The following is an 18,130-nucleotide window of genomic DNA, read 5'->3' on the forward strand; positions in this document are numbered from 1 at the left end:
AATTAACGAATTGAACGAATCAGTACCTCTCATCTTGTCATAAGTATTGATATGGCAAAAGAGAGTTGTATTGGTTGGTTATCAAATGAATATGAGAGATGGCATAATAACAATTACATCCATCCTGGAAACAACGAATGACGCTCAAGCTTGAGCGTCATTCGTTGTTTCCAGAGTATTAATGGCGGCTATGGATACTCGGCACTCTGGGAGGCATAGGAGCCGCTCCGAGTTACTGAATTTTTAAAATCGGTTTAAGAACTTCGCCAGATTTTGAAGCGGCAAATGCTTCATTAATTTGATTAAAATCATAGAATTTAACTAATTTGTCGAAAGGAAATAATCCTTTTTTGTAGTATTCGATAAGTTGTGGGATAAAGATTTGAGGAACTGAATCACCTTCTATTACACCTATCATCGTTTTACCTTCAGCCATTAGATCATTATGAATATCAATATTCATTTCAGGTGTAACACCTACAATCGCTGCAATACCCAGTGAACGTAATGCTTTCAAAGATTGACGGATTACAGGCGGAACACCTGTTGTATCAACAGCATATTCTGTTCCTCCTTTTGTTATCTCTTTAATTTCTTTTACTATATCAACTTTTTTACCATTCAATAAATGAGTTGCACCGAGTTCTTTTGCCAGTTCAAGTCGATTATCGTACACATCTACAGCTATTATGTTTTTACATCCAGCAATTTTTGCGGCCATGATAGCACTTAATCCGACTGCGCCAGCGCCATAAATTGCAATAGACGCGCCAAATTTAGGTTGAAGTTTGTTTAGGACTGTACCAGCACCAGTTTGGATACCGCAGCCTAATGGACCTAATAAGACTAAATCAACATCCTCATCCACTTTTACTACATTTCGTTCGTGCGAGACGGCAAATGTTCCGAATGATGATTGACCAAAGAATGTTGATAATTCAGTACCATCTTTAGATAAGCGATGAGTATAGTCATCGTTAACGCCACCAAAATTAAGTTCATTAAATGTTTCACAAACTGACGGATGTCCGGTTAAACAGTTTTGACAATGACCACAGTGCGCGAATGATAATACTACATGATCACCGGGCTTGACATTTTTAACGTTATCTCCAATTTTTTCAACAATACCAGCTCCTTCATGACCTAAAACAGCTGGAAGCGGCGCGATTGCAGCATCACGAGCAACGGCGTCTGTATGACAAACACCGGTTGCAATGATTTTCACTAATACTTCATTAGACTTTGGTTCAGCAAGATCTATATCTTCTATAACAAACTCTTGACCTTGACCTTGTGTAACTGCAGCTCTTATCTTCATGAAGATACCTCCTTCAAATATTTATTTATATCCAATTTAGTATCTTCAACCCTAATTCATTTATTCAAGCAACTCATTTGTGTGTTATTCATACTTTAAACTGTCTATAAATGAGGTTACTCTTTTTACCACCAACAGCTGTTTCTATTGTCTGTGCTTTCCTGTTACGCTGTCAGAAGGGACGATATTCCGGGAGATTGTGCTGCAAGCGTGCAGTGAGATCGGGTTTACTCCCCATATTGCCTTCGAAGGGAATGATATTGACGCCTTAAAAGGATTGGTGTCCGCAGGACTTGGTGTTGCGCTAATGCCCGAGGTCACCTTGGTTGACAATATCCCGCATTCCACGGTAAAAATTTCTCTCGTCGATCCTGAGGTGACTCGGACTGTAGGTGTTATCATTCCAACACAGCGCAAGTTGCTGCCAACGGAGCAGTTGTTCTATCGTTTTCTTTCGGAATTTTTCGCATCAGCCGACCAATCGGGACACGATGATTGTTGAATGAACTAAGCAGGATTACCCGTCAAGTTCCCGTTTTTGTTCGTTCTTCTACACGTGTTATATTTAGAAGAAGATAAAGTGAAGGGGGGAATCACATGAAGAACACCATTGCAGATATTGCCAAAATTGTTGGAGTGGCTAAAAGCACGGTGTCCCGGTATCTAAACGGAGGGTCAGTCAGTGATGTGACCCGCCGAAAAATAGAGCAGGTCATCAAGGACACCGGCTATATTCCAAACTCTTTTGCCCAAAGCCTGAAAGCGAAGAAGACAAGCATGATTGGTGCCATTGTGCCGCGCCTCGACTCCTTTTCGGCTTCGCAAACCGTGACCGGTATGGATGAAGAGCTGAGACAGAACGGGTACCAGCTCCTGATTGTTAACACCAACCAGAATCTCTCCCGGGAAATCGAAGCATTATATGATCTGGCACGACAAAAAATATCTGGCATTATTCTATTTGCAACCGAAATTACGCAAGCCCATTTGACGGCGGTTGAAGAAATCGGAATTCCAGTTATATTTCTTGGACAGCAGCACCAGAAGGTATACAGCATTATATACAACGATTTCGCCGCAGGCTATGACATCGGACAGTATATTTTAACCAAGGGCCATCGTAAGATAGCGTACTTAGGTGTAACTGAAAAGGACGAAGCTGTAGGGCTTCAGCGGAAGCTCGGTTTCCAAAAAGCAGTGAAGGAACAGGAGAAGGCCGAGGTCGATTTTTTCGAGAGTGGATTCAGGATGTCGGCAGCTGTGGAGGCCGCTTCTGGCATATTGGATGGCTTGGACCGCCCGTCAGCAATCGTGTGTGCAACGGACAATATTGCCCTAGGCGTTATGAAGGCAGCCCATATGAGAGGGATTCAAATCCCCAAAGACCTTTCTGTAACAGGCTTTGGCGGCTATGAAGTAACTGAGATGATTCATCCCGGCCTTACGACCGTAAAATATGGGTATTGGGATGGAGGATGCTTGGCAGCGCGCCAAATTATAAGGCTTGTTCATGAGGAATCAGTCGACAGCCTCACCGTCCTGCATTATGAATTTATGGAGCGTGAAAGCGTTGACAACGTAGAGTAGCATCCCTTATACTGAAGATATAGGAACCGGTTCCAAAGAAAGTTTGACATGACTTTGGAACTGAGTTCATTATTTTCACTCTCAATTGGAACCGGTTCCAACATTTTTTAGCTGCAGCACAGATCTTCAGGTTGACAGGAAACAGATAGATTGAAAGGAAGGAGAGAGATATGGACAGAGAGCTGAAATACCGCCGTCTGGAACAGGCCCCCCCAGAAGAAATAGCAGAATTGCGAAAACGGGTTAAGGAGAGCGACTGGAGGCAGACATATCATATACAGCCCCTGACCGGACTATTAAACGATCCCAACGGATTTACCTATTATGCAGGGGAATATCACCTCTTTTATCAGTGGTTTCCGCTGGGAACCTATCATGGTCTCAAATATTGGTACCACACAGCCTCAAAGGATTTGGCATATTGGCGCAACGCTGGAATTGCTATTGAGCCAAATGAACCCTATGATTCGCTGGGAGCTTACTCGGGGAGCGGAATAGTGAAGGACGGAAAGCTTCATTTGATGTATACGGGAAACACCCGGGATGAGGACTGGAACAGACGTCCTTATCAGTGTATGGCTGTCATGGACGCAGACGGATATATTACAAAGCTCGATAAGCCCCTGATCGACCATGTGCCCGAAGGATACACAGAGCATTTTCGGGATCCGAAGGTGTGGAAAGTCGAGGATGGCTATCGATGCATTATTGGTGCCCAGAGGAAGGATCTCGCGGGAACTGCTGTTTTATATAAATCTACGGATCTAATAAATTGGCTGTTTGCAGGAGAGCTGAAGACAGAACTGAAGGATTTTGGTTACATGTGGGAATGCCCCGATTATTTTGAGCTGAATGGTCAGGGGGTCTTCATCTTTTGCCCGCAGGGACTGGAGGCAGAGGGAGACCATTTTCGAAACATTTACCAGTCCGGTTATATTTCAGGCATGCCCCTGAACTGGGAGACCCTTGAGTTTGAGCATGGCGTCTTTCAGGAGCTGGACCGAGGGTTTGATTATTATGCTCCCCAGACGATGGAAGATGAGCAGGGACGTCGAATTCTGGTTGCCTGGATGGGGCAGCCGGAAATCGGATATCCCACCGATACGCATGGATGGGCGCACTGCCTGACTTTGCCAAGAACACTAGAGCTTCGAAACGGCAAGCTCATTCAGAAGCCTGTAGAAGAGTTGAGGAAACTTCGGGGGGAACAAGCCGGAGTACAGGACACTTTAATCAGTGAGACCAAATCCTACAACGGGATAGAAGGAACTGCTTACGAAATGATATGTGAGTTTGAAGCTATTGATGCTGAAGCGGTCGGTTTAGAAATCCGCGCAGGTCACACTGAGCGCACTGTGATCAGATATGATGCGGCGCTTGGCAAGATAACGATGGATCGCTCAGCATCTGGTGAAAGGATTGACAGCGATTATGGAACCGTGCGTTCCTGCAGATTAGATGGAGAGAACGTCAAATTTCATCTGTTCGTAGACACCTCCTCAGTCGAGCTGTTTATAAATGATGGTGAAGAAGTGTTTACAAGCCGTATTTTTCCTCAGTCTGGCAGCAGAGGAATCTATTTTTTTGCAAATAATGGTAGTTCCGGCTTGAAGGTCGCTAAATGGGATTTGGCCCATGCCGTAAACGATAGAGAAGGGAAGGATTGAGTATGGCAGCAGATAACCGCGAAATCGCTAAGCAGGTAGTAGAAGCCATCGGTGGCAGGGAGAACATTGCTTCCTTTGCTCACTGTGCGACACGGCTTCGCATTATGGTTCATGACCAACAGAAGATCGACCAGAACAAAGTAGAGAACATTAACAAGGTTAAAGGTGCGTTCTTCAATTCCGGTCAGTATCAGATCATTTTCGGCACGGGCACCGTAAATCAGATTTTTGAAGCAGTGGAAAGTCTGGGACTGGAGAGTACAAGCAAGGAAGAGCTGAAATCAGAATCGAAAAAATCCGGAAATATGTTTCAGCGGGCCATCCGCACCTTTGGAGATGTATTCGTTCCGATTATTCCAGTATTGGTCGCAACCGGTCTGTTCATGGGTCTTCGCGGTCTGCTGACACAAGAGACAATCCTCGCCTGGTTCGGCATGACCCCGGATGATATCTCGGCAAATTTCCTCATGCTCACACAGGTGCTGACCGATACGGCCTTTGCGTTCTTGCCTGCACTTGTGGCCTGGTCCTCGTTCAAAGTGTTTGGTGGAAGTCCGGTGCTGGGTATCGTTCTCGGTCTGATGCTCGTCAACCCGGCGCTGCCGAATGCGTACAGCGTAGCGAACGGCTCAGCGGAGGCATTAGAAATATTCGGATTTATTCCGGTGGTGGGATACCAGGGCTCCGTTCTGCCAGCCTTCTTCATCGGCCTTCTCGGGGCAAAGTTTGAGCGATATTTAAGAAAGAGGATTCCAGAAGCGATAGACTTGATTGTTACCCCATTCTTAACGCTGCTAGTCATGATTATTCTCGGCCTGTTTGCAATTGGACCGATCTTCCATTCACTTGAAGAGGTCGTTCTTAATGCTACCACATTCTTGCTCGGCCTTCCGTTAGGCATTGCCGGCCTAATGATCGGTTTCTTCAACCAGATTATTGTGGTAACTGGTGTACATCATATCTTTAACTTTCTTGAGATTCAGCTGCTGGAGCAGACGGGAAGCAACCCGTTCAACGCCATTGTGACAAGCGCTATGGCCGCTCAAGGCGCGGCTTGTCTGGCCGTTGGTCTGAAGACCAAGAACAACAAGCTGAAGGCTTTGTCTTTGCCTTCCTCCTTTTCCGCCTTTCTCGGCATATCGGAGCCAGCTATTTTTGGAGTAAACCTGCGTTATGTGAAGCCCTTCATCATGGGTCTCATCGGAGGGGGAATCGGCGGCTTCATGGCATCCCTTTTCCAGCTGGAGGCAACGGGCATGGCCATCACTGTTATTCCAGGCACACTCCTGTATTTGAACAGCCAGCTTCCATGGTACATTGTGTGTAATCTAACAGCAATGGCGATTACCTTTTTGTTGACCTGGATGTTCGGATTTAACGACAAAATGCTGGATCAATTGAAGTCACAAGCCCAATAAAAACGAGGCGCCTATTACGAGGAATCCCGTGAGAGGCGCCTTTTTAAGCTGCTGCGAAATATCTTGGTTGGAGATCCTCGTTTTGTATTGCTTATCGGGACTAAGGAGAAGGGCAGGCGGAGTGTTACGGCTCGTGGACAGGCTGTAACGTTTCTGCTGATTCTCTCTCAGTGGCTTTCACAATGGATAGACTGCCGTTTGGTTCCAAAACAACAACAGCAACGGAGTCCATGCTGTCTAGTCCTTCGCTTCTCGCAGCCTGATATATATCATCTTTCTGGATACGGGTCTTCTTCAAGGCTTTACTCAAAAATTGCCCGTGGTAGAACAATAAATGAGGCTCCGACTTGATGAGTTTATTCACGGAGGGAAATTTCATAGACAGCCAGCTCACGACAAACTGTAGTCCAAGAAGGAGAAGGAAAGCGGCTAATCCTTCTGCCAAAGAGATGTTCGCATCCAAAATTACAGTAGCAAGAACTGAACCAACGGCAACCGATACAGTGAAATCGAAAGCATTCATCTGGGAAAGTGTTCGGTTGCTGGATGTGCGGAGCATCAGAATGAGCGCGAAATAGCTGAGCATGCCGACGATGAAGATACGGAATAGGGAATACCAGTTGTCAAAAAGCATAGCGGCCTCCTTTAGGAATCTAATATTCCTTACCCGTATTTTGCCCGTATCCAGCATCAACAGGAATATCTTCAATTCCAATGCGTTTTAGGAATACACTATAATAATGCCGAAAGCAATCCTCCTGCAGGGATTGCTTCCCTTTCTATGCACAGTTCACACAATGATTTTGATCACGATCATCAATCAACTCTCTGCATCCAGCTTCACCGCATGCTTGGAATACCAGTCATTGGCTTCCAGAATCACCTCTGTTCCGCCGGCTGCCATAAATTCTTTAACGAAGTCGTCAAAGTAATGGAGTGGCTTCTCTCCCGTAATAATTGAAATATAGGCCTTGTTTTTTAATTGAATCAGATCGGGTCCTTTAGCAGTCAGAGAAGGTGTTGCAACTTCCAATGCATTGTATATGCCATCCTGATCCAAGCCCAGCGTAGAGGCCCATTGCTCTCTTCGTGCTGAAGGCATGAGGGGCACGGTCATTCCGATGTTAGCGCCGATACTATTTTGATAGCTGAACATCTTGTCATAAGGAGGAAGCACAATGACATCCTCCTGTGTGGTTCCCGCCCAATTCCAATGCTTCCCCTGAACACCATGGATCATGGAAGTGTACTCATCCACATCAGGATTTGCGCTGACGTAGTCCAGAATCTTCAAAATCTCCTCCATTTTGCCGGGCTCTTTTGCAGCATCTGCACCAATAGCTGTGAAGCTCATCAGCATATCGTAGGCCTGGGAGCCACGCTTCCCATCCGGTCCGCTGAAGGGACGGCCGAAGACAATTCGAGCCTGCGGATTTTTGACGATTAATTCCTTCGCGTTAAATGCGGCCCCTACAGGCGTTTCCTCACCATATGCATTCAGTGTCATATAATCGCCGTCTTGAATCCAGTGATAATAATTGCCCATGGAGGTCATGCCGATTCTCCCATCAATAAAGGCATGAGAGAGATGCTTATAGCCCCCTTTATTCTCACCTGTAATAAACTCAGGATCAATGACACCGTCCTGGTACCATTTGCGAAGATACTGCAACGCTTCTTTCATCTCCGGCTCCAGTGCACCGACGACGAGCTGTCCATCCTTCTTGCCGAAGTAGAGCTGATCCGCGAAGACGATCTGACCGAAGGCACCGAAGACCACATTCATTCCTTGTCTGGACAAGCCGTAGGTATCCTTCAGGCCATTGCCATCCGGATCTCCGTTCGTAAACGCGTAGATGACCTGTTCGAATTCTTCCAGCGTATCCGGTACCGACAGCCCAAGCTTGTCAAGCCAGTCCTGACGGTAGACGACAGGCATGCGATAAATATTGGTGGGATTGATACCGGGAATACCGTAATATTTGCCATCAATCATACCATCATCCTGATAGTCCGGGGCATAGTCCTCGAGAGCCTTCATAATGTTTGGTGCATATTCATTCAGCATCTCCTCGGGAATTTCCGCGAGCAGTCCTTGCTGTTGATACCTTAGCAGGTCCTGCGGCTGTCTAACCCTGAACAGATCCGGAATTTCGTCTTCCGCTATCCTTTTATCGAGCAGTGCTTCATAGCGGTTGTTCTCTATATTCCAGATGTTCAAATCCACGTTGAACCGATCCTCCACCTGCTGAACCATCTCGGCATCCTCCGGCACCGGCAGATTCAGATGCATGGTCCATGAAATCTGGTAACGCGGTGTACTTGTGGAGGTGGAGGCTTGCTGATCTGCTGGGCCGGATCCTGCATCCGGCTTGATGTCACAGCCGCTGATTATGCTAAGCAGGGCAATAAGGAGGGCAAGAGACGGAATTGTCTTCATCATCATGTGAAAAACCTACCTTAAGCGAAGTTTGATCCTGAACTGGCTGCGTAGAGCATTATGCCTGCTCCGCCATGCTGCGCATGTAATTGCGCGGCGTACAGCCGTAAGTTTCCTTGAATTTCTTGATAAAATAGGCGGAGGTTCCATAGCCGACCGTACTTGCAACCTGCTCGATCGTCATATGGCTGCTTTCAATCAGCGTTTTCGCCTTTTCGAGACGCTGGGTGGTGACATATTCGGTATATGTGACCCCGAGCTCCTCTTTAAAGAGCCTGCTCAAATACTTAGGACTGATAAACACTTTCGCCGCCACGGCATCAAGGGACAGATCCTTCGATAGATGAAGGTCGATATACTGCCTGGCCAGCTCAATGCTGGATACGGCTCTTTCGCTGCTTCTTTTTTCCATCTGGGCAGTAAATGTGGCGATGGACTCGGTGAGCCATGCTCGAAACTTATGAATATCGCTTAGCTGAAGGTACTGCTGATATAGATCCACTTGCTCATCGACAGGAGGCTTATAGCGGATGCTCTTCAGATAATCAGAGTACATAAATACGATATTTGCCAGAATGAAATGGCAATAGTGAGCAGGATATGTTCCTTCCTGCAAAGTTCTGATCAATGTATCCACGGCGCCGATCATTTCTTCAGACTGCCGGGTCTGCAGCTTATCTCTAAACCTGCTCAGCATGGACTGTGGAATCTCTTCAAGACTATGCTCACGTGTGAGAATAAGACGGTCCTTCAGAATCGTCCGCTCCGGCAGGAAATATCCATATTTCATCAGCGTCACTGCCTCGCTATAGCTAAGGTGTATATCCTTCATCTCCTGCACCCAGCAGCCCCAGGATAATTGAATACTCAAATGGAACTGACTTCTGCCCGAAGACAGCAGCAGAGCTGCGATTTCCTCCAGCAAGGAATCAGCCGCTTGATTAGCGCACACGATTACCGCCATCTTATTGTCCGGGAGCTCCTCGGCAATTATATAATGCTCATGCAAGGAGCCGGCATTCAACTCGTTCATCATATGATGGGCAAACGATTCCTTGGCCTGATCAGACTCAGTGTCAGCTTCCCCTAGACTCAGCAGCAGGCAGCAGTAATACGTATATGGCCGCGGAATGCCGAGGAAGGACAGTTCTTCTGTCAATTCATCAGGGGTGTATGCGTTACGAAGCATGTTCAGCACCACATTATGCTTAATGACGGAGCTGTTCGCCATTAGTGTCTCTTCCAAGCTGCTCACCTTGTTGCTCAGCTTACTAAAAGCCGTATCAATAAGCCCGTATTCATTCTGAACCTGATCAGGTGCATGATCTGTAGAATCCTTGATCTTGTTCACGATGCGTTTGATCGGGTTGTAGCTGGCCATTGCCAATATGCCGGATAAAATGGTGCCGAGCAGAATGGCAAACAGGCAGATGCCGACAATCAGCTTCTGAATAAAGTCTGACTGCTCATAAAAGGTGCTGGCAGGCACTTCGCTGTAGATCTTCCAGCCGGTTGTCTCAAGCGTATGATAAGAAACGACATAGTCGGTATGATGAATTGTCTCCATAAACCTTCCCGATGAGGCGTCGGACATGAGCGCCCTGCGTACGCCGGAATCATAATCCCGGTAGACACCGATGCTTCCCTTGCTTGCATCACTTACCGTAATTCCGGACGAATCCAGAGTGTAGGTGTCCTTGTACTGAGACGGCATCATGCTCTGAATGATAGAGCTGACGGCGCTCTCCTTGACGTCGATAGCAATCAGTAGATCGCTCGCTTGTCCAGAGGACTGAACGGGATAGCTGTGTACATATGTAAATAGGGCATTAGCATTGCTATCCGGTAGACTGGAGTAGATATCCTGTGGGACCAGCCGGGTCGTAGTCCATAGGCTGCTGTCCTTGCTCACTCGCATGGCGTTGATCCAGTCTGCAAAATAGACAGAGCCGTTTCCCTGATCGGCGTTATAATTCAGCCCGTGGTTTGAAGATAGCATGATCCGTTCTTCCGGATAGTAGAGATGAACCGCATGCACAAGATCCGAATTATTCGTTACTTTGGACTTGATCAGCTCCTGCAGGTCTATGACCTTGCTGAGCTGGCCGGTGTAAGAAGGATCGGCAAATAAACGAAGATCTGCGCTCTTATCCAGAGAGATGTCGAGATAGATCTGTTCCACTCTCTTAAGCACGGTAGATTCAATCGTTTGGGCTGTGTTTTCCATCATAATCCTGTTCTTGTTATGAAGCTGCTCCTTGTAATTGTTCGTGAAAAATACATAGAAGGCAGAGCACAGCAACAGAACGATGACGAGAACGATGGATATATGAGAAATGGCCAGGTTTGCTAATACAGAATTCCACTTTTTCAACATCGACTCTCCTCCCACTCTTGAGCATAACCTATGCAATGGACAAGCTTCGACCTAATCATTCACGATTTTTATTAACACAATGTAAAATTACAGCTTCAAAAACACAAAAGTATCCAATTCCGCTTGGAAATATCCCATTTTTATAGAAGGTGGTAATTGTCATATTGCTGCGTGTTAGACCCCGATGCTAGATTTAGATCGATTCATATACGAACAGGAGAAGGAGGGTATGAGGAAAAATGACTTCAGGACACTGCTGATTCTGCCATTAAAGAAAGGATCGGCCCAAACGAACGTTGAAACAAACGCTGCGCTTTTCGGATTTTGTTTAGCCCATCAGCTTGTGGAAGGTTGAATCCCCAATTCAAAAAGGTATCTATTAGGAGGGTAAATAATGAATTCTAAATCCAAATGGCTGCGCAGCCTGCTGCCGGCACTTGTATTGTTCACTTCGGTTCCATTGGCTTCACAGCCCGCCGCTGCGGCGGAGGCTCAGATCAAGACAGGCTCCTTCGATGTGCTCAGCTATAACGTAGGCGGCCTGCCCGATATCTTCTCAAGCTCCAATCCAGAGGAATATACGGTGCAGATCTCACCGAAACTGAATGCATATGACATCATCAACGTTCAGGAGGATTTCAACTATCACGCAGAGCTGATCTCGGAGGTTACGCATCCGTACCTTACACCAAGCAGCGGGGTTGCGGGCTTTGGAAGTGGGCTTAACAGCCTGTCGAGATATCCCTATCGGGATCTGCAGCGCATCACTTGGAATGATCGGTATGGACTGTTTGACAGTGGAAGTGACGAGCTGACGCCAAAAGGATTTACATTCATGATTTATGAGATTGAGCCTGGCGTCAAGGTTGACGTGTATAATCTGCACGCCGATGCTGGCTCGGACGAACAGTCTCTTGCTGCACGGCGCAGTAATATAGAGCAGCTGTCGAGTTACATAGAGCAGCACTCGGAAGGCAATGCCGTCATCGTCTTCGGTGATACCAATACGCGGTACACCCGTGCTGATGATAATATCGAAATGCTGATGACGCGTAACGGGTTGAACGATCCGTGGGTAGATCTTGTACGGGGAGGCCAGATTCCGGCAGACGGAGAAGCATTGATGGATGAGTCCGATGTGAACGGACCTAATTTCGAGATCGTGGACAAAATATTGTACCGTGGAAGCAGCGCGCTTCAATTAAATGCAGAGTCCTTCCGGATCGAGGACAGTTACTTCCTGACGAATACGGGAGAGCAGCTGTCTGACCACTATCCGATTACTGCTGAGTTCGCCTATTCCACTTCTCCAGATGTGCAGATCAGCTCAAGCATTGGAGGACCGGGAGGAAGTGGATTTAATGACCTGGATCAGATCCCGGATTCCCGAATGAGCGCTGTTACGATCGACAGCGGCAGCAGAGTGGATGGACTATCTACCGTGTACGAGGATGGGACCGTGCTTGCTCATGGCGGAACTGCAACGCAGAATACACTCCAACTGGCGGAGAACGAATATTTGACCCAGGCTGTCATTGGTCAAGGCACGTATAATGATGGAAAGCGAATTTTCAATGTGCAGCTTACAACGAATCTTGGGAATACAGTATCTGGTGGGCAGGCGACCTCAGAACAGATGGTGCTAAATGCTCCAGAAGGATGGTACATTGCCGGATTCTATGGCAGAGCAGGGGATGAGCTGGATCAGCTTGGGGTTATTTATAAACCTTTGTCCTCAAGATAAAGGCAAGGCTAGTAATCTGCTGAGCATATAAATATATAAGCAGCAGCAAGGCCCCTCGTCATTCAAGGCGAGGGGTATTATTATTTGAGCTTTTTTTGCCGAAATATTGCTTAGAGATTGTAACTTAATTCACAATAGAAGCGTTGATCATATTGAATTTAAATTTTGAAAATAGTAGCTGTCATCGGTATCTGATTAAAGTCATTCACGCCAAAAGGTTGCTTGCCATCCAGAACGGTAAAAAGACGATCAGTTTAAGGGACCAGCAATTTCTCAAAGAAGCCAAGAAGCTGCTCTATGTTGAAATTGCCGTAGTCATGGTTTCTACCAAGGATGCAGTAAAGCATAAAATAGACAGCAGACTGGAGAAGGAATTCTCCGCTCATCTTGATGAGCATGAATTGGGAAGCTAGTCACGAGCTACAATTTATAAAAAAATATAGTTAGCAGCCTGGAGGGTCAGCAATGAATCTTTCAGGCTTTTTTTGAGCAATATAAAAGGGCAGCAGGAATGTTTCCTAACATCGACTACATACAATGGATAGAATGGTCAGATCCAAAATGCTTAATGAAACTGCTCATTAACAATGTGTGAGAACACATCCTTTTTATCTTATTTATTTTCTTACTTGACAATACATAATATAATTAATACAATAACTTACATAAAGTAACCTAGTGTTACTTAGTACAGCAGAACAAACGAAACAACTACAGAATAGATCATAGCAAGCGAAGGGTGGTGTGGGAGATGGGATTTTGGGATAAGTTCATTAACAAAAAAATGGAAGAAACCAAGGAGGAAGAGACAATGACAAAATTGAACATCGGAATTATTTTGGGAAGTACACGTGAAGGCCGCGTAAGTCCACAGGTTGGAGAATGGGTGAAAGGCATTGCAGAGAAACGCGGTGACGCGAACTATGAGATCGTCGATATTGCAGATTATAACCTGCCGTTCATAGGTACAACAGATGGCTCTGAGCCGGGTATTGCAGCATGGAACGATAAGCTGAACAGTCTGGACGGGTTTGTGTTCATCGTGCAGGAGTACAATCACGGCCTTTCTGGAGCGCTGAAGAACGCAATTGATTCCGCGCGTGAAGCGTGGAATAACAAGGCTGCTGGTATTGTAAGTTATGGTTCAACTGGCGGAGCGCGTGCAGCAGAGCATCTGCGCGGCATCTGTGGTGAACTATTGATTGCAGACGTCCGCATACACCCAACATTGTCCCTGTTCACTGATTTCGAGAACGGATCGGTGTTCAAGCCGCAAGAGCTGCATTTGGCGAACGTGAATGCCATGCTGGACCAAACGGTGGCTTGGAGCGGAGCACTAAAAACTCTGAGATAAGCAGCTACAATCGTTCTGCCTTACGACGGGGCGAGCTTCTCTAGGAAACAATTAATTGAAGAAGACGATCATACGGCATCACAATAACGCAGATATTTTCTATATGCAATCTCCCTCATAAGGGATGGCATCAGAAGATATCTGCGTTATTTTAGTTGCTCCTTCATAGAGGGGAGGAGAAAACATTATTCTCGAACCTGTACTGCTCGATCTTCTGAAGAACTTGCAATGGTCGCAGCTCCCCGCAGGCTTGTGTTGAACTACGTTCTGTTTAGGGGCGTGTTCGGTATCGTCGCATCACTGGGACCCTGGAAATTCTTGTATATGTCAAAGAGCCATGAGTTGAGGCTCTCCTGAATTCGCTGATCCATAGGTATGGCCTCCTTATTCTCCACATTTCAAGTTCGCTACAATAATCTCATTCCATTATATAAGGATTATTTTCTCAAGGAAAGATATCGGTTACTTACGTGATGAAACGTTAAGCAAGTTAAATGTTAATTTGCTAAGCCAAGCAGTAATGCTATGAGAGATGCACATAAAATGTGGTGGATTCCCCTACGGTGCTCTTGGCATAGATCTTGCCTTTATGCTGCTCCACAATCGACTTGGCAATAGCAAGTCCTAGTCCGTACCCGCCCTGCTTGCGGGCTCTCCCGGAATCCGTCCGGTAGAAACGGTCGAATATTCGCGACAAATGCTCTGGAGCAATACCTTCACCGGTATTTGTGACGGACAAAATGACCTCATGCTGTTGTTTTTTCAGAGAGAGAGTAACCGTACCACCTTCATTCGTGTATTTTATGGCATTATCGAGCAGAATCATGACCACTTGCTTGATCTGTTCACTCGCGCCGGTCACCTGGAGACCCGGTTCGATCTCATAGATGAGATGAACCTGCTTCTCGAACATGACCGCTTCCATCGTTAATAGTATATTTTCGACCGCCTCGCTCATATCAAATCTCGCATACAGGATGTTCGCACGGGAATCATCCATTTCAGTTAGGTACAGGAGATCATTGGTCAGTCTTGTCATCCGCTCGGTTTCGGACTTGATGTAATACAGCCACTTTTCCTGATTGCGAATCTGATCCTCACTGTTGGCCAGAAGTACATCCGTATTCGTATTGATAATGGTCAGAGGTGTCTTTAATTCATGAGAGGCATCGGCGATGAACTGCTTCTGCTTGTCAAAGGCTTCCTGAATCGGTGTAATGGACCGGTTGGCAAAGAAACGGCTCGTAAAAAAGATCACGATCAGCATCACGAGCGCAACAATCGCGAAGGTATAGATCAAATTCGTCAGGATGACCTGCTGTGAGCTGATGTCAAGAAATACGAGCATGTAGCCCGAGCTTGTCTGAAGGATCTCATAAGTCCAGTGGCTCCCGTCCAGTGTAAATTGTCCAGTCGCGCTGTTCTCAGCAACCGCTGCCTCCAGTGCAAGCGGATAGAACTCCTCCTCCAGTTCAAGCGTGGTCTCACGACCTGTAAGCGTAAGGTTACTATCTGTCTCCAGCATGAAGGAGATCGAACGTTTGGGCGGTGCTCCTTCGAATCCTAACCCATCATCGTCCGGTCCTCCCAAATTCAGATCTGCACCCGGACGATCTCCGTGCGGCAGATTGAAGTCCCGGGTATAGGATTCCGTTACTTTATTCAGCTCCATATGAATATTCCGCTGTACATCCCGATAAGTAATCGTATATATGGTGGTGAAGGCAACCAGCATAATGATCGAAATGATGACAAGGTTTAAGATCAGGAACCGGTTTCTAAGCTTCTTAAACATCAAGTATTCACCTCTAGCACATACCCAACGCCTCGAACGGTGCTGATGCGGACGGCAGAATTCAGGAAGTTCAGCTTCTTACGCAAAAAAGAGATATAAACCTCCACATTGTTGTGCTCGACATCAGAGTCAAAGCCCCAAAGCTTCTCAATAATCTGCTCCTTGGAGGTAATCGACTGCTTCCTCACCATCAGCAGCTCGAGGAGCTCATTCTCCTTTAAATTCAGCTTCATTTCCTTCCCGTTAACGGAAAGCTTCAGAGTCGAAGTGTTGAGCTCCATGTCCCCGAATTTAAGACCCTCCTCTGGCATGACCTCGCTTTTGCGCCGCAGCACGGCTCTGATTCGGGCCAGCAGTTCTCCGGAGGAAAAGGGCTTGGCAACGTAGTCGTCGGCACCATAATCCAGCCCGGTAATCTTGTCGTCGATTTCGCCTTTGGCCGTCAGCAGGATGACGGGGGTGGAAAGTCCTTCTCTGCGGATTTCTTTCAGGACGCTGATCCCGTCCATTTCCGGCATCATAATATCGAGCAGCAACAGATCATAGATCCCGCTGAGTGCATAATCAAGTCCGCTTCTGCCGTCATGGACCATATCTACGGAATAGTTCTGTTTTTTTAAGATTTGGGAGAGGGCCTCCGCGAGATGAAGCTCATCCTCCACAATTAATATTCTCATCGCTGTTCATCCTCTGTTTGGTATCTGTTGGTTTGCAGATTCTAATAGGCCTAGTATAGCAGGATTACCTTTAATCAACCTTAAGCTGTTTATTCTACCATCATACGAATGGATAACTTTCAGATCAATAATTAATGCCTATTATAGGAAGCTTCTTAATTAAAGATCAGAATTGTAAACGCAATGTAAATAATATTCTCGAAATGTAAAAGCATTTAAGATTCATTAAAGGTTTGGAGCTTACGATACATACATCACCACATGAGACCTACCAAACAGAAAGGATCTGAAGCACATGGCTATAGAGGTATTCAACCGCTATGAGAGCAAATATTTGCTCGACAGCAATTCGTACCGGAGGCTGTATCTCGATCTCATGGAATATATGGAACCCGATGAATATAACAAGCAGCATGAATTTTATTCCATAAGCAATCTGTATTTCGACACAGCGCATGATTCATTGATCAGAGCGAGCCTGGCGAAGCCCAAGTATAAGGAAAAGCTGAGGCTCCGAGCCTACGGCGTCCCGAACAAGGATGCGAAGGTATATCTCGAGATCAAGAAGAAGGTGTTCGGCCTGGTCAACAAGCGGAGAACAGCGCTGAAGCTGGACGAGGCTTATGAATTTGTCCGTACAGGACAGGCGCCGGAGCTGAAGGATTACATGAATGCTCAAGTTGTGAACGAAATCAGCTATTTCCTGCGGATGTACGATCTGGCACCCAAGCTGTACTTGTCGTATGACAGAAAAGCACTCTTTTGCAAAGACAGCCGGGATCTCCGAATTACGTTTGATACCAACATTCGCACAAGACGTTATGACTTGAAATTGGAAAAGGGAGATTACGGCGAGCAGCTGCTGGACGAAGGGCAGTGGCTTATGGAAGTGAAGGCCGAAAAAACTGTGCCCATGTGGCTGTCGGTCCTGCTCTCAGAGCATCAGCTGTATCGGACGAGTTTCTCCAAATACGGCAATGAATACAAAAAAATGATAAAAAACGAAAAACAGAAACAGGAGAGTATGCTTTATGCTTGATTCCCTATTAAATGCAGCCACAGACACAACTACAGAACTTACATTCATGAGCACAGTGCTCAGTATTCTCATCGCCATTTTATTAGGCGGTATGATCAGTCTTACCTATATGAAGACCAACACAAACGGGTATACCCAGAGCTTTTCCTTGACCATGGTCATCTTGCCGGCCATTGTAGCCATTATTATTCTGCTGATTGGCAGCAACATTGCACGAGCGTTTAGCTTGGCAGGAGCTTTTTCCATCATCCGGTTTAGAAGTGCGCCTGGTGACCCGAAGGATATTGCTTTTGTTCTGTTTACGATGGCAGCAGGTCTCGCCTGTGGCGTGGGCGCATTCGGATATGCGGTTTTATTCACCCTGATACTATGTATCCTGATGTTTGTCTTGAGTAAGTTCAACTTCGGTGCGAGAAAAACATTGCAAAGAACGCTGAAGATCACCATTCCTGAGAATTTGAGCTACGATGATGCCTTCGACGAGGTGTTCAAGAAATATAACGTACAATATGAGCTGAAAAAAATCAGAACAACCGAGCTGGGCAGCTTGTATGAACTCGTGTACGGCGTGACGATGAACCAGCTTACCAATCAAAAAGAATTCCTGGACGAAATCCGTTGTCGTAATGGCAACCTGGACCTGTCGCTTACGATGACCCCGAGCGTGGCAGAGTACTAATTCGTGATTGTATGAGCTTGATTATATGACTT

At 46.3% G+C, this 18,130-nt stretch carries 15 protein-coding genes and 1 pseudogene; 10 read left to right on the plus strand and 6 right to left on the minus strand.

Features of this window, described 5'->3' with window-relative positions; genetic code table 11:
- Nucleotides 1-232 precede the first annotated feature (232 nt).
- Nucleotides 233-1,321, minus strand: coding sequence for an NAD(P)-dependent alcohol dehydrogenase (locus ACFQ3J_RS19910; RefSeq protein ID WP_251583801.1), 1,089 nt, complete (start codon nucleotides 1,319-1,321; stop codon nucleotides 233-235).
- Nucleotides 1,322-1,484: 163 nt separating this feature from the next.
- Here ACFQ3J_RS19910 and ACFQ3J_RS19915 point away from each other — a divergent pair.
- The 4 genes and pseudogenes from ACFQ3J_RS19915 to ACFQ3J_RS19930 all read left to right on the plus strand — a co-directional run.
- Nucleotides 1,485-1,823: pseudogene (locus ACFQ3J_RS19915) on the plus strand (LysR substrate-binding domain-containing protein); the annotation flags it as partial.
- Nucleotides 1,824-1,918: 95 nt separating this feature from the next.
- Entirely contained in the window at nucleotides 1,919-2,908 is a 990-nt protein-coding gene (locus ACFQ3J_RS19920; RefSeq protein WP_091159601.1) for a LacI family DNA-binding transcriptional regulator, read from the plus strand.
- 170 nt (nucleotides 2,909-3,078) lie between these two features.
- Nucleotides 3,079-4,575 carry a sucrose-6-phosphate hydrolase gene (locus tag ACFQ3J_RS19925; protein WP_091159603.1) on the plus strand — a complete coding sequence of 499 codons (1,497 nt, stop codon included), beginning with the start codon at nucleotides 3,079-3,081 and terminating at the stop codon, nucleotides 4,573-4,575.
- A gap of 2 nt (nucleotides 4,576-4,577) precedes the next feature.
- A complete protein-coding gene (locus ACFQ3J_RS19930; RefSeq protein WP_170862510.1) occupies nucleotides 4,578-5,993 on the plus strand; it encodes a sucrose-specific PTS transporter subunit IIBC in 1,416 nt (471 codons plus the stop codon).
- A 124-nt stretch (nucleotides 5,994-6,117) separates the two neighbouring features.
- Here ACFQ3J_RS19930 and ACFQ3J_RS19935 read toward each other — a convergent pair whose 3' ends face one another.
- The 3 genes from ACFQ3J_RS19935 to ACFQ3J_RS19945 all read right to left on the minus strand — a co-directional run bounded on the left by ACFQ3J_RS19935 (nucleotide 6,118) and on the right by ACFQ3J_RS19945 (nucleotide 10,810).
- Nucleotides 6,118-6,627: a DUF421 domain-containing protein gene (locus ACFQ3J_RS19935; RefSeq protein WP_251583802.1), complete on the minus strand. Its 510-nt coding sequence runs from the start codon at nucleotides 6,625-6,627 to the stop codon at nucleotides 6,118-6,120.
- A gap of 186 nt (nucleotides 6,628-6,813) precedes the next feature.
- The gene (locus ACFQ3J_RS19940; RefSeq protein ID WP_251583803.1) at nucleotides 6,814-8,439 is read right to left on the minus strand and encodes an extracellular solute-binding protein; all 1,626 of its coding nucleotides are present in this window, start codon (nucleotides 8,437-8,439) and stop codon (nucleotides 6,814-6,816) included.
- Nucleotides 8,440-8,491: 52 nt separating this feature from the next.
- On the minus strand, nucleotides 8,492-10,810 hold the full coding sequence (locus ACFQ3J_RS19945) for an AraC family transcriptional regulator (protein WP_251583804.1): 2,319 nt from the start codon (nucleotides 10,808-10,810) through the stop codon (nucleotides 8,492-8,494).
- Nucleotides 10,811-11,039: 229 nt separating this feature from the next.
- Between ACFQ3J_RS19945 and ACFQ3J_RS19950 the strand changes: the two genes are divergently transcribed.
- From ACFQ3J_RS19950 to ACFQ3J_RS19965, 4 genes are all read left to right on the plus strand, one after another.
- Entirely contained in the window at nucleotides 11,040-11,165 is a 126-nt protein-coding gene (locus ACFQ3J_RS19950) for a hypothetical protein (protein WP_285850263.1), read from the plus strand.
- 39 nt (nucleotides 11,166-11,204) lie between these two features.
- Nucleotides 11,205-12,554 (plus strand): jacalin-like lectin, encoded by a 1,350-nt coding sequence (locus ACFQ3J_RS19955; RefSeq protein WP_251583805.1) that lies wholly within the window; start codon nucleotides 11,205-11,207, stop codon nucleotides 12,552-12,554.
- Nucleotides 12,555-12,706: 152 nt separating this feature from the next.
- Nucleotides 12,707-12,967, plus strand: coding sequence for a hypothetical protein (locus ACFQ3J_RS19960; protein ID WP_251583806.1), 261 nt, complete (start codon nucleotides 12,707-12,709; stop codon nucleotides 12,965-12,967).
- A 398-nt stretch (nucleotides 12,968-13,365) separates the two neighbouring features.
- A complete protein-coding gene (locus ACFQ3J_RS19965; RefSeq protein WP_244533425.1) occupies nucleotides 13,366-13,908 on the plus strand; it encodes an NADPH-dependent FMN reductase in 543 nt (180 codons plus the stop codon).
- Nucleotides 13,909-14,431: 523 nt separating this feature from the next.
- On the opposite strand, the gene ACFQ3J_RS19970 is transcribed toward ACFQ3J_RS19965, so the two are convergent.
- Nucleotides 14,432-15,703 carry a sensor histidine kinase gene (locus ACFQ3J_RS19970; protein ID WP_251583807.1) on the minus strand — a complete coding sequence of 424 codons (1,272 nt, stop codon included), beginning with the start codon at nucleotides 15,701-15,703 and terminating at the stop codon, nucleotides 14,432-14,434.
- Nucleotides 15,703-16,380, minus strand: coding sequence for a response regulator transcription factor (locus tag ACFQ3J_RS19975; protein WP_251583808.1), 678 nt, complete (start codon nucleotides 16,378-16,380; stop codon nucleotides 15,703-15,705). Before ACFQ3J_RS19975 ends, ACFQ3J_RS19970 begins: the two co-directional genes overlap by 1 nt.
- Nucleotides 16,381-16,675: 295 nt before the next feature.
- Between ACFQ3J_RS19975 and ACFQ3J_RS19980 the strand changes: the two genes are divergently transcribed.
- Together ACFQ3J_RS19980 and ACFQ3J_RS19985 are read left to right on the plus strand one after the other, a co-directional pair.
- Complete coding sequence (locus tag ACFQ3J_RS19980; RefSeq protein WP_091159616.1) at nucleotides 16,676-17,419, plus strand: polyphosphate polymerase domain-containing protein; 744 nt, start codon at nucleotides 16,676-16,678, stop codon at nucleotides 17,417-17,419.
- Entirely contained in the window at nucleotides 17,412-18,098 is a 687-nt protein-coding gene (locus ACFQ3J_RS19985; protein WP_091159618.1) for a DUF4956 domain-containing protein, read from the plus strand. The genes ACFQ3J_RS19980 and ACFQ3J_RS19985 overlap by 8 nt, the downstream gene beginning before the upstream one ends.
- Nucleotides 18,099-18,130 lie beyond the last annotated feature (32 nt).

The organism is Paenibacillus provencensis (assembly GCF_042678545.1).
Lineage (GTDB): Bacteria > Bacillota > Bacilli > Paenibacillales > Paenibacillaceae > Paenibacillus > Paenibacillus provencensis.

Coding starts and splice junctions, on each gene's coding strand:
- ACFQ3J_RS19910 (WP_251583801.1), bottom strand. CDS start 1,321: ATGAAGATAAGAGCTGCAGTTACACAAGGTCAAGGTCAAGAGTTTGTT.
- ACFQ3J_RS19920 (WP_091159601.1), top strand. CDS start 1,919: ATGAAGAACACCATTGCAGATATTGCCAAAATTGTTGGAGTGGCTAAA.
- ACFQ3J_RS19925 (WP_091159603.1), top strand. CDS start 3,079: ATGGACAGAGAGCTGAAATACCGCCGTCTGGAACAGGCCCCCCCAGAA.
- ACFQ3J_RS19930 (WP_170862510.1), top strand. CDS start 4,578: ATGGCAGCAGATAACCGCGAAATCGCTAAGCAGGTAGTAGAAGCCATC.
- ACFQ3J_RS19935 (WP_251583802.1), bottom strand. CDS start 6,627: ATGCTTTTTGACAACTGGTATTCCCTATTCCGTATCTTCATCGTCGGC.
- ACFQ3J_RS19940 (WP_251583803.1), bottom strand. CDS start 8,439: ATGATGATGAAGACAATTCCGTCTCTTGCCCTCCTTATTGCCCTGCTT.
- ACFQ3J_RS19945 (WP_251583804.1), bottom strand. CDS start 10,810: ATGTTGAAAAAGTGGAATTCTGTATTAGCAAACCTGGCCATTTCTCAT.
- ACFQ3J_RS19950 (WP_285850263.1), top strand. CDS start 11,040: ATGAGGAAAAATGACTTCAGGACACTGCTGATTCTGCCATTAAAGAAA.
- ACFQ3J_RS19955 (WP_251583805.1), top strand. CDS start 11,205: ATGAATTCTAAATCCAAATGGCTGCGCAGCCTGCTGCCGGCACTTGTA.
- ACFQ3J_RS19965 (WP_244533425.1), top strand. CDS start 13,366: ATGACAAAATTGAACATCGGAATTATTTTGGGAAGTACACGTGAAGGC.
- ACFQ3J_RS19970 (WP_251583807.1), bottom strand. CDS start 15,703: ATGTTTAAGAAGCTTAGAAACCGGTTCCTGATCTTAAACCTTGTCATC.
- ACFQ3J_RS19975 (WP_251583808.1), bottom strand. CDS start 16,380: ATGAGAATATTAATTGTGGAGGATGAGCTTCATCTCGCGGAGGCCCTC.
- ACFQ3J_RS19980 (WP_091159616.1), top strand. CDS start 16,676: ATGGCTATAGAGGTATTCAACCGCTATGAGAGCAAATATTTGCTCGAC.
- ACFQ3J_RS19985 (WP_091159618.1), top strand. CDS start 17,412: ATGCTTGATTCCCTATTAAATGCAGCCACAGACACAACTACAGAACTT.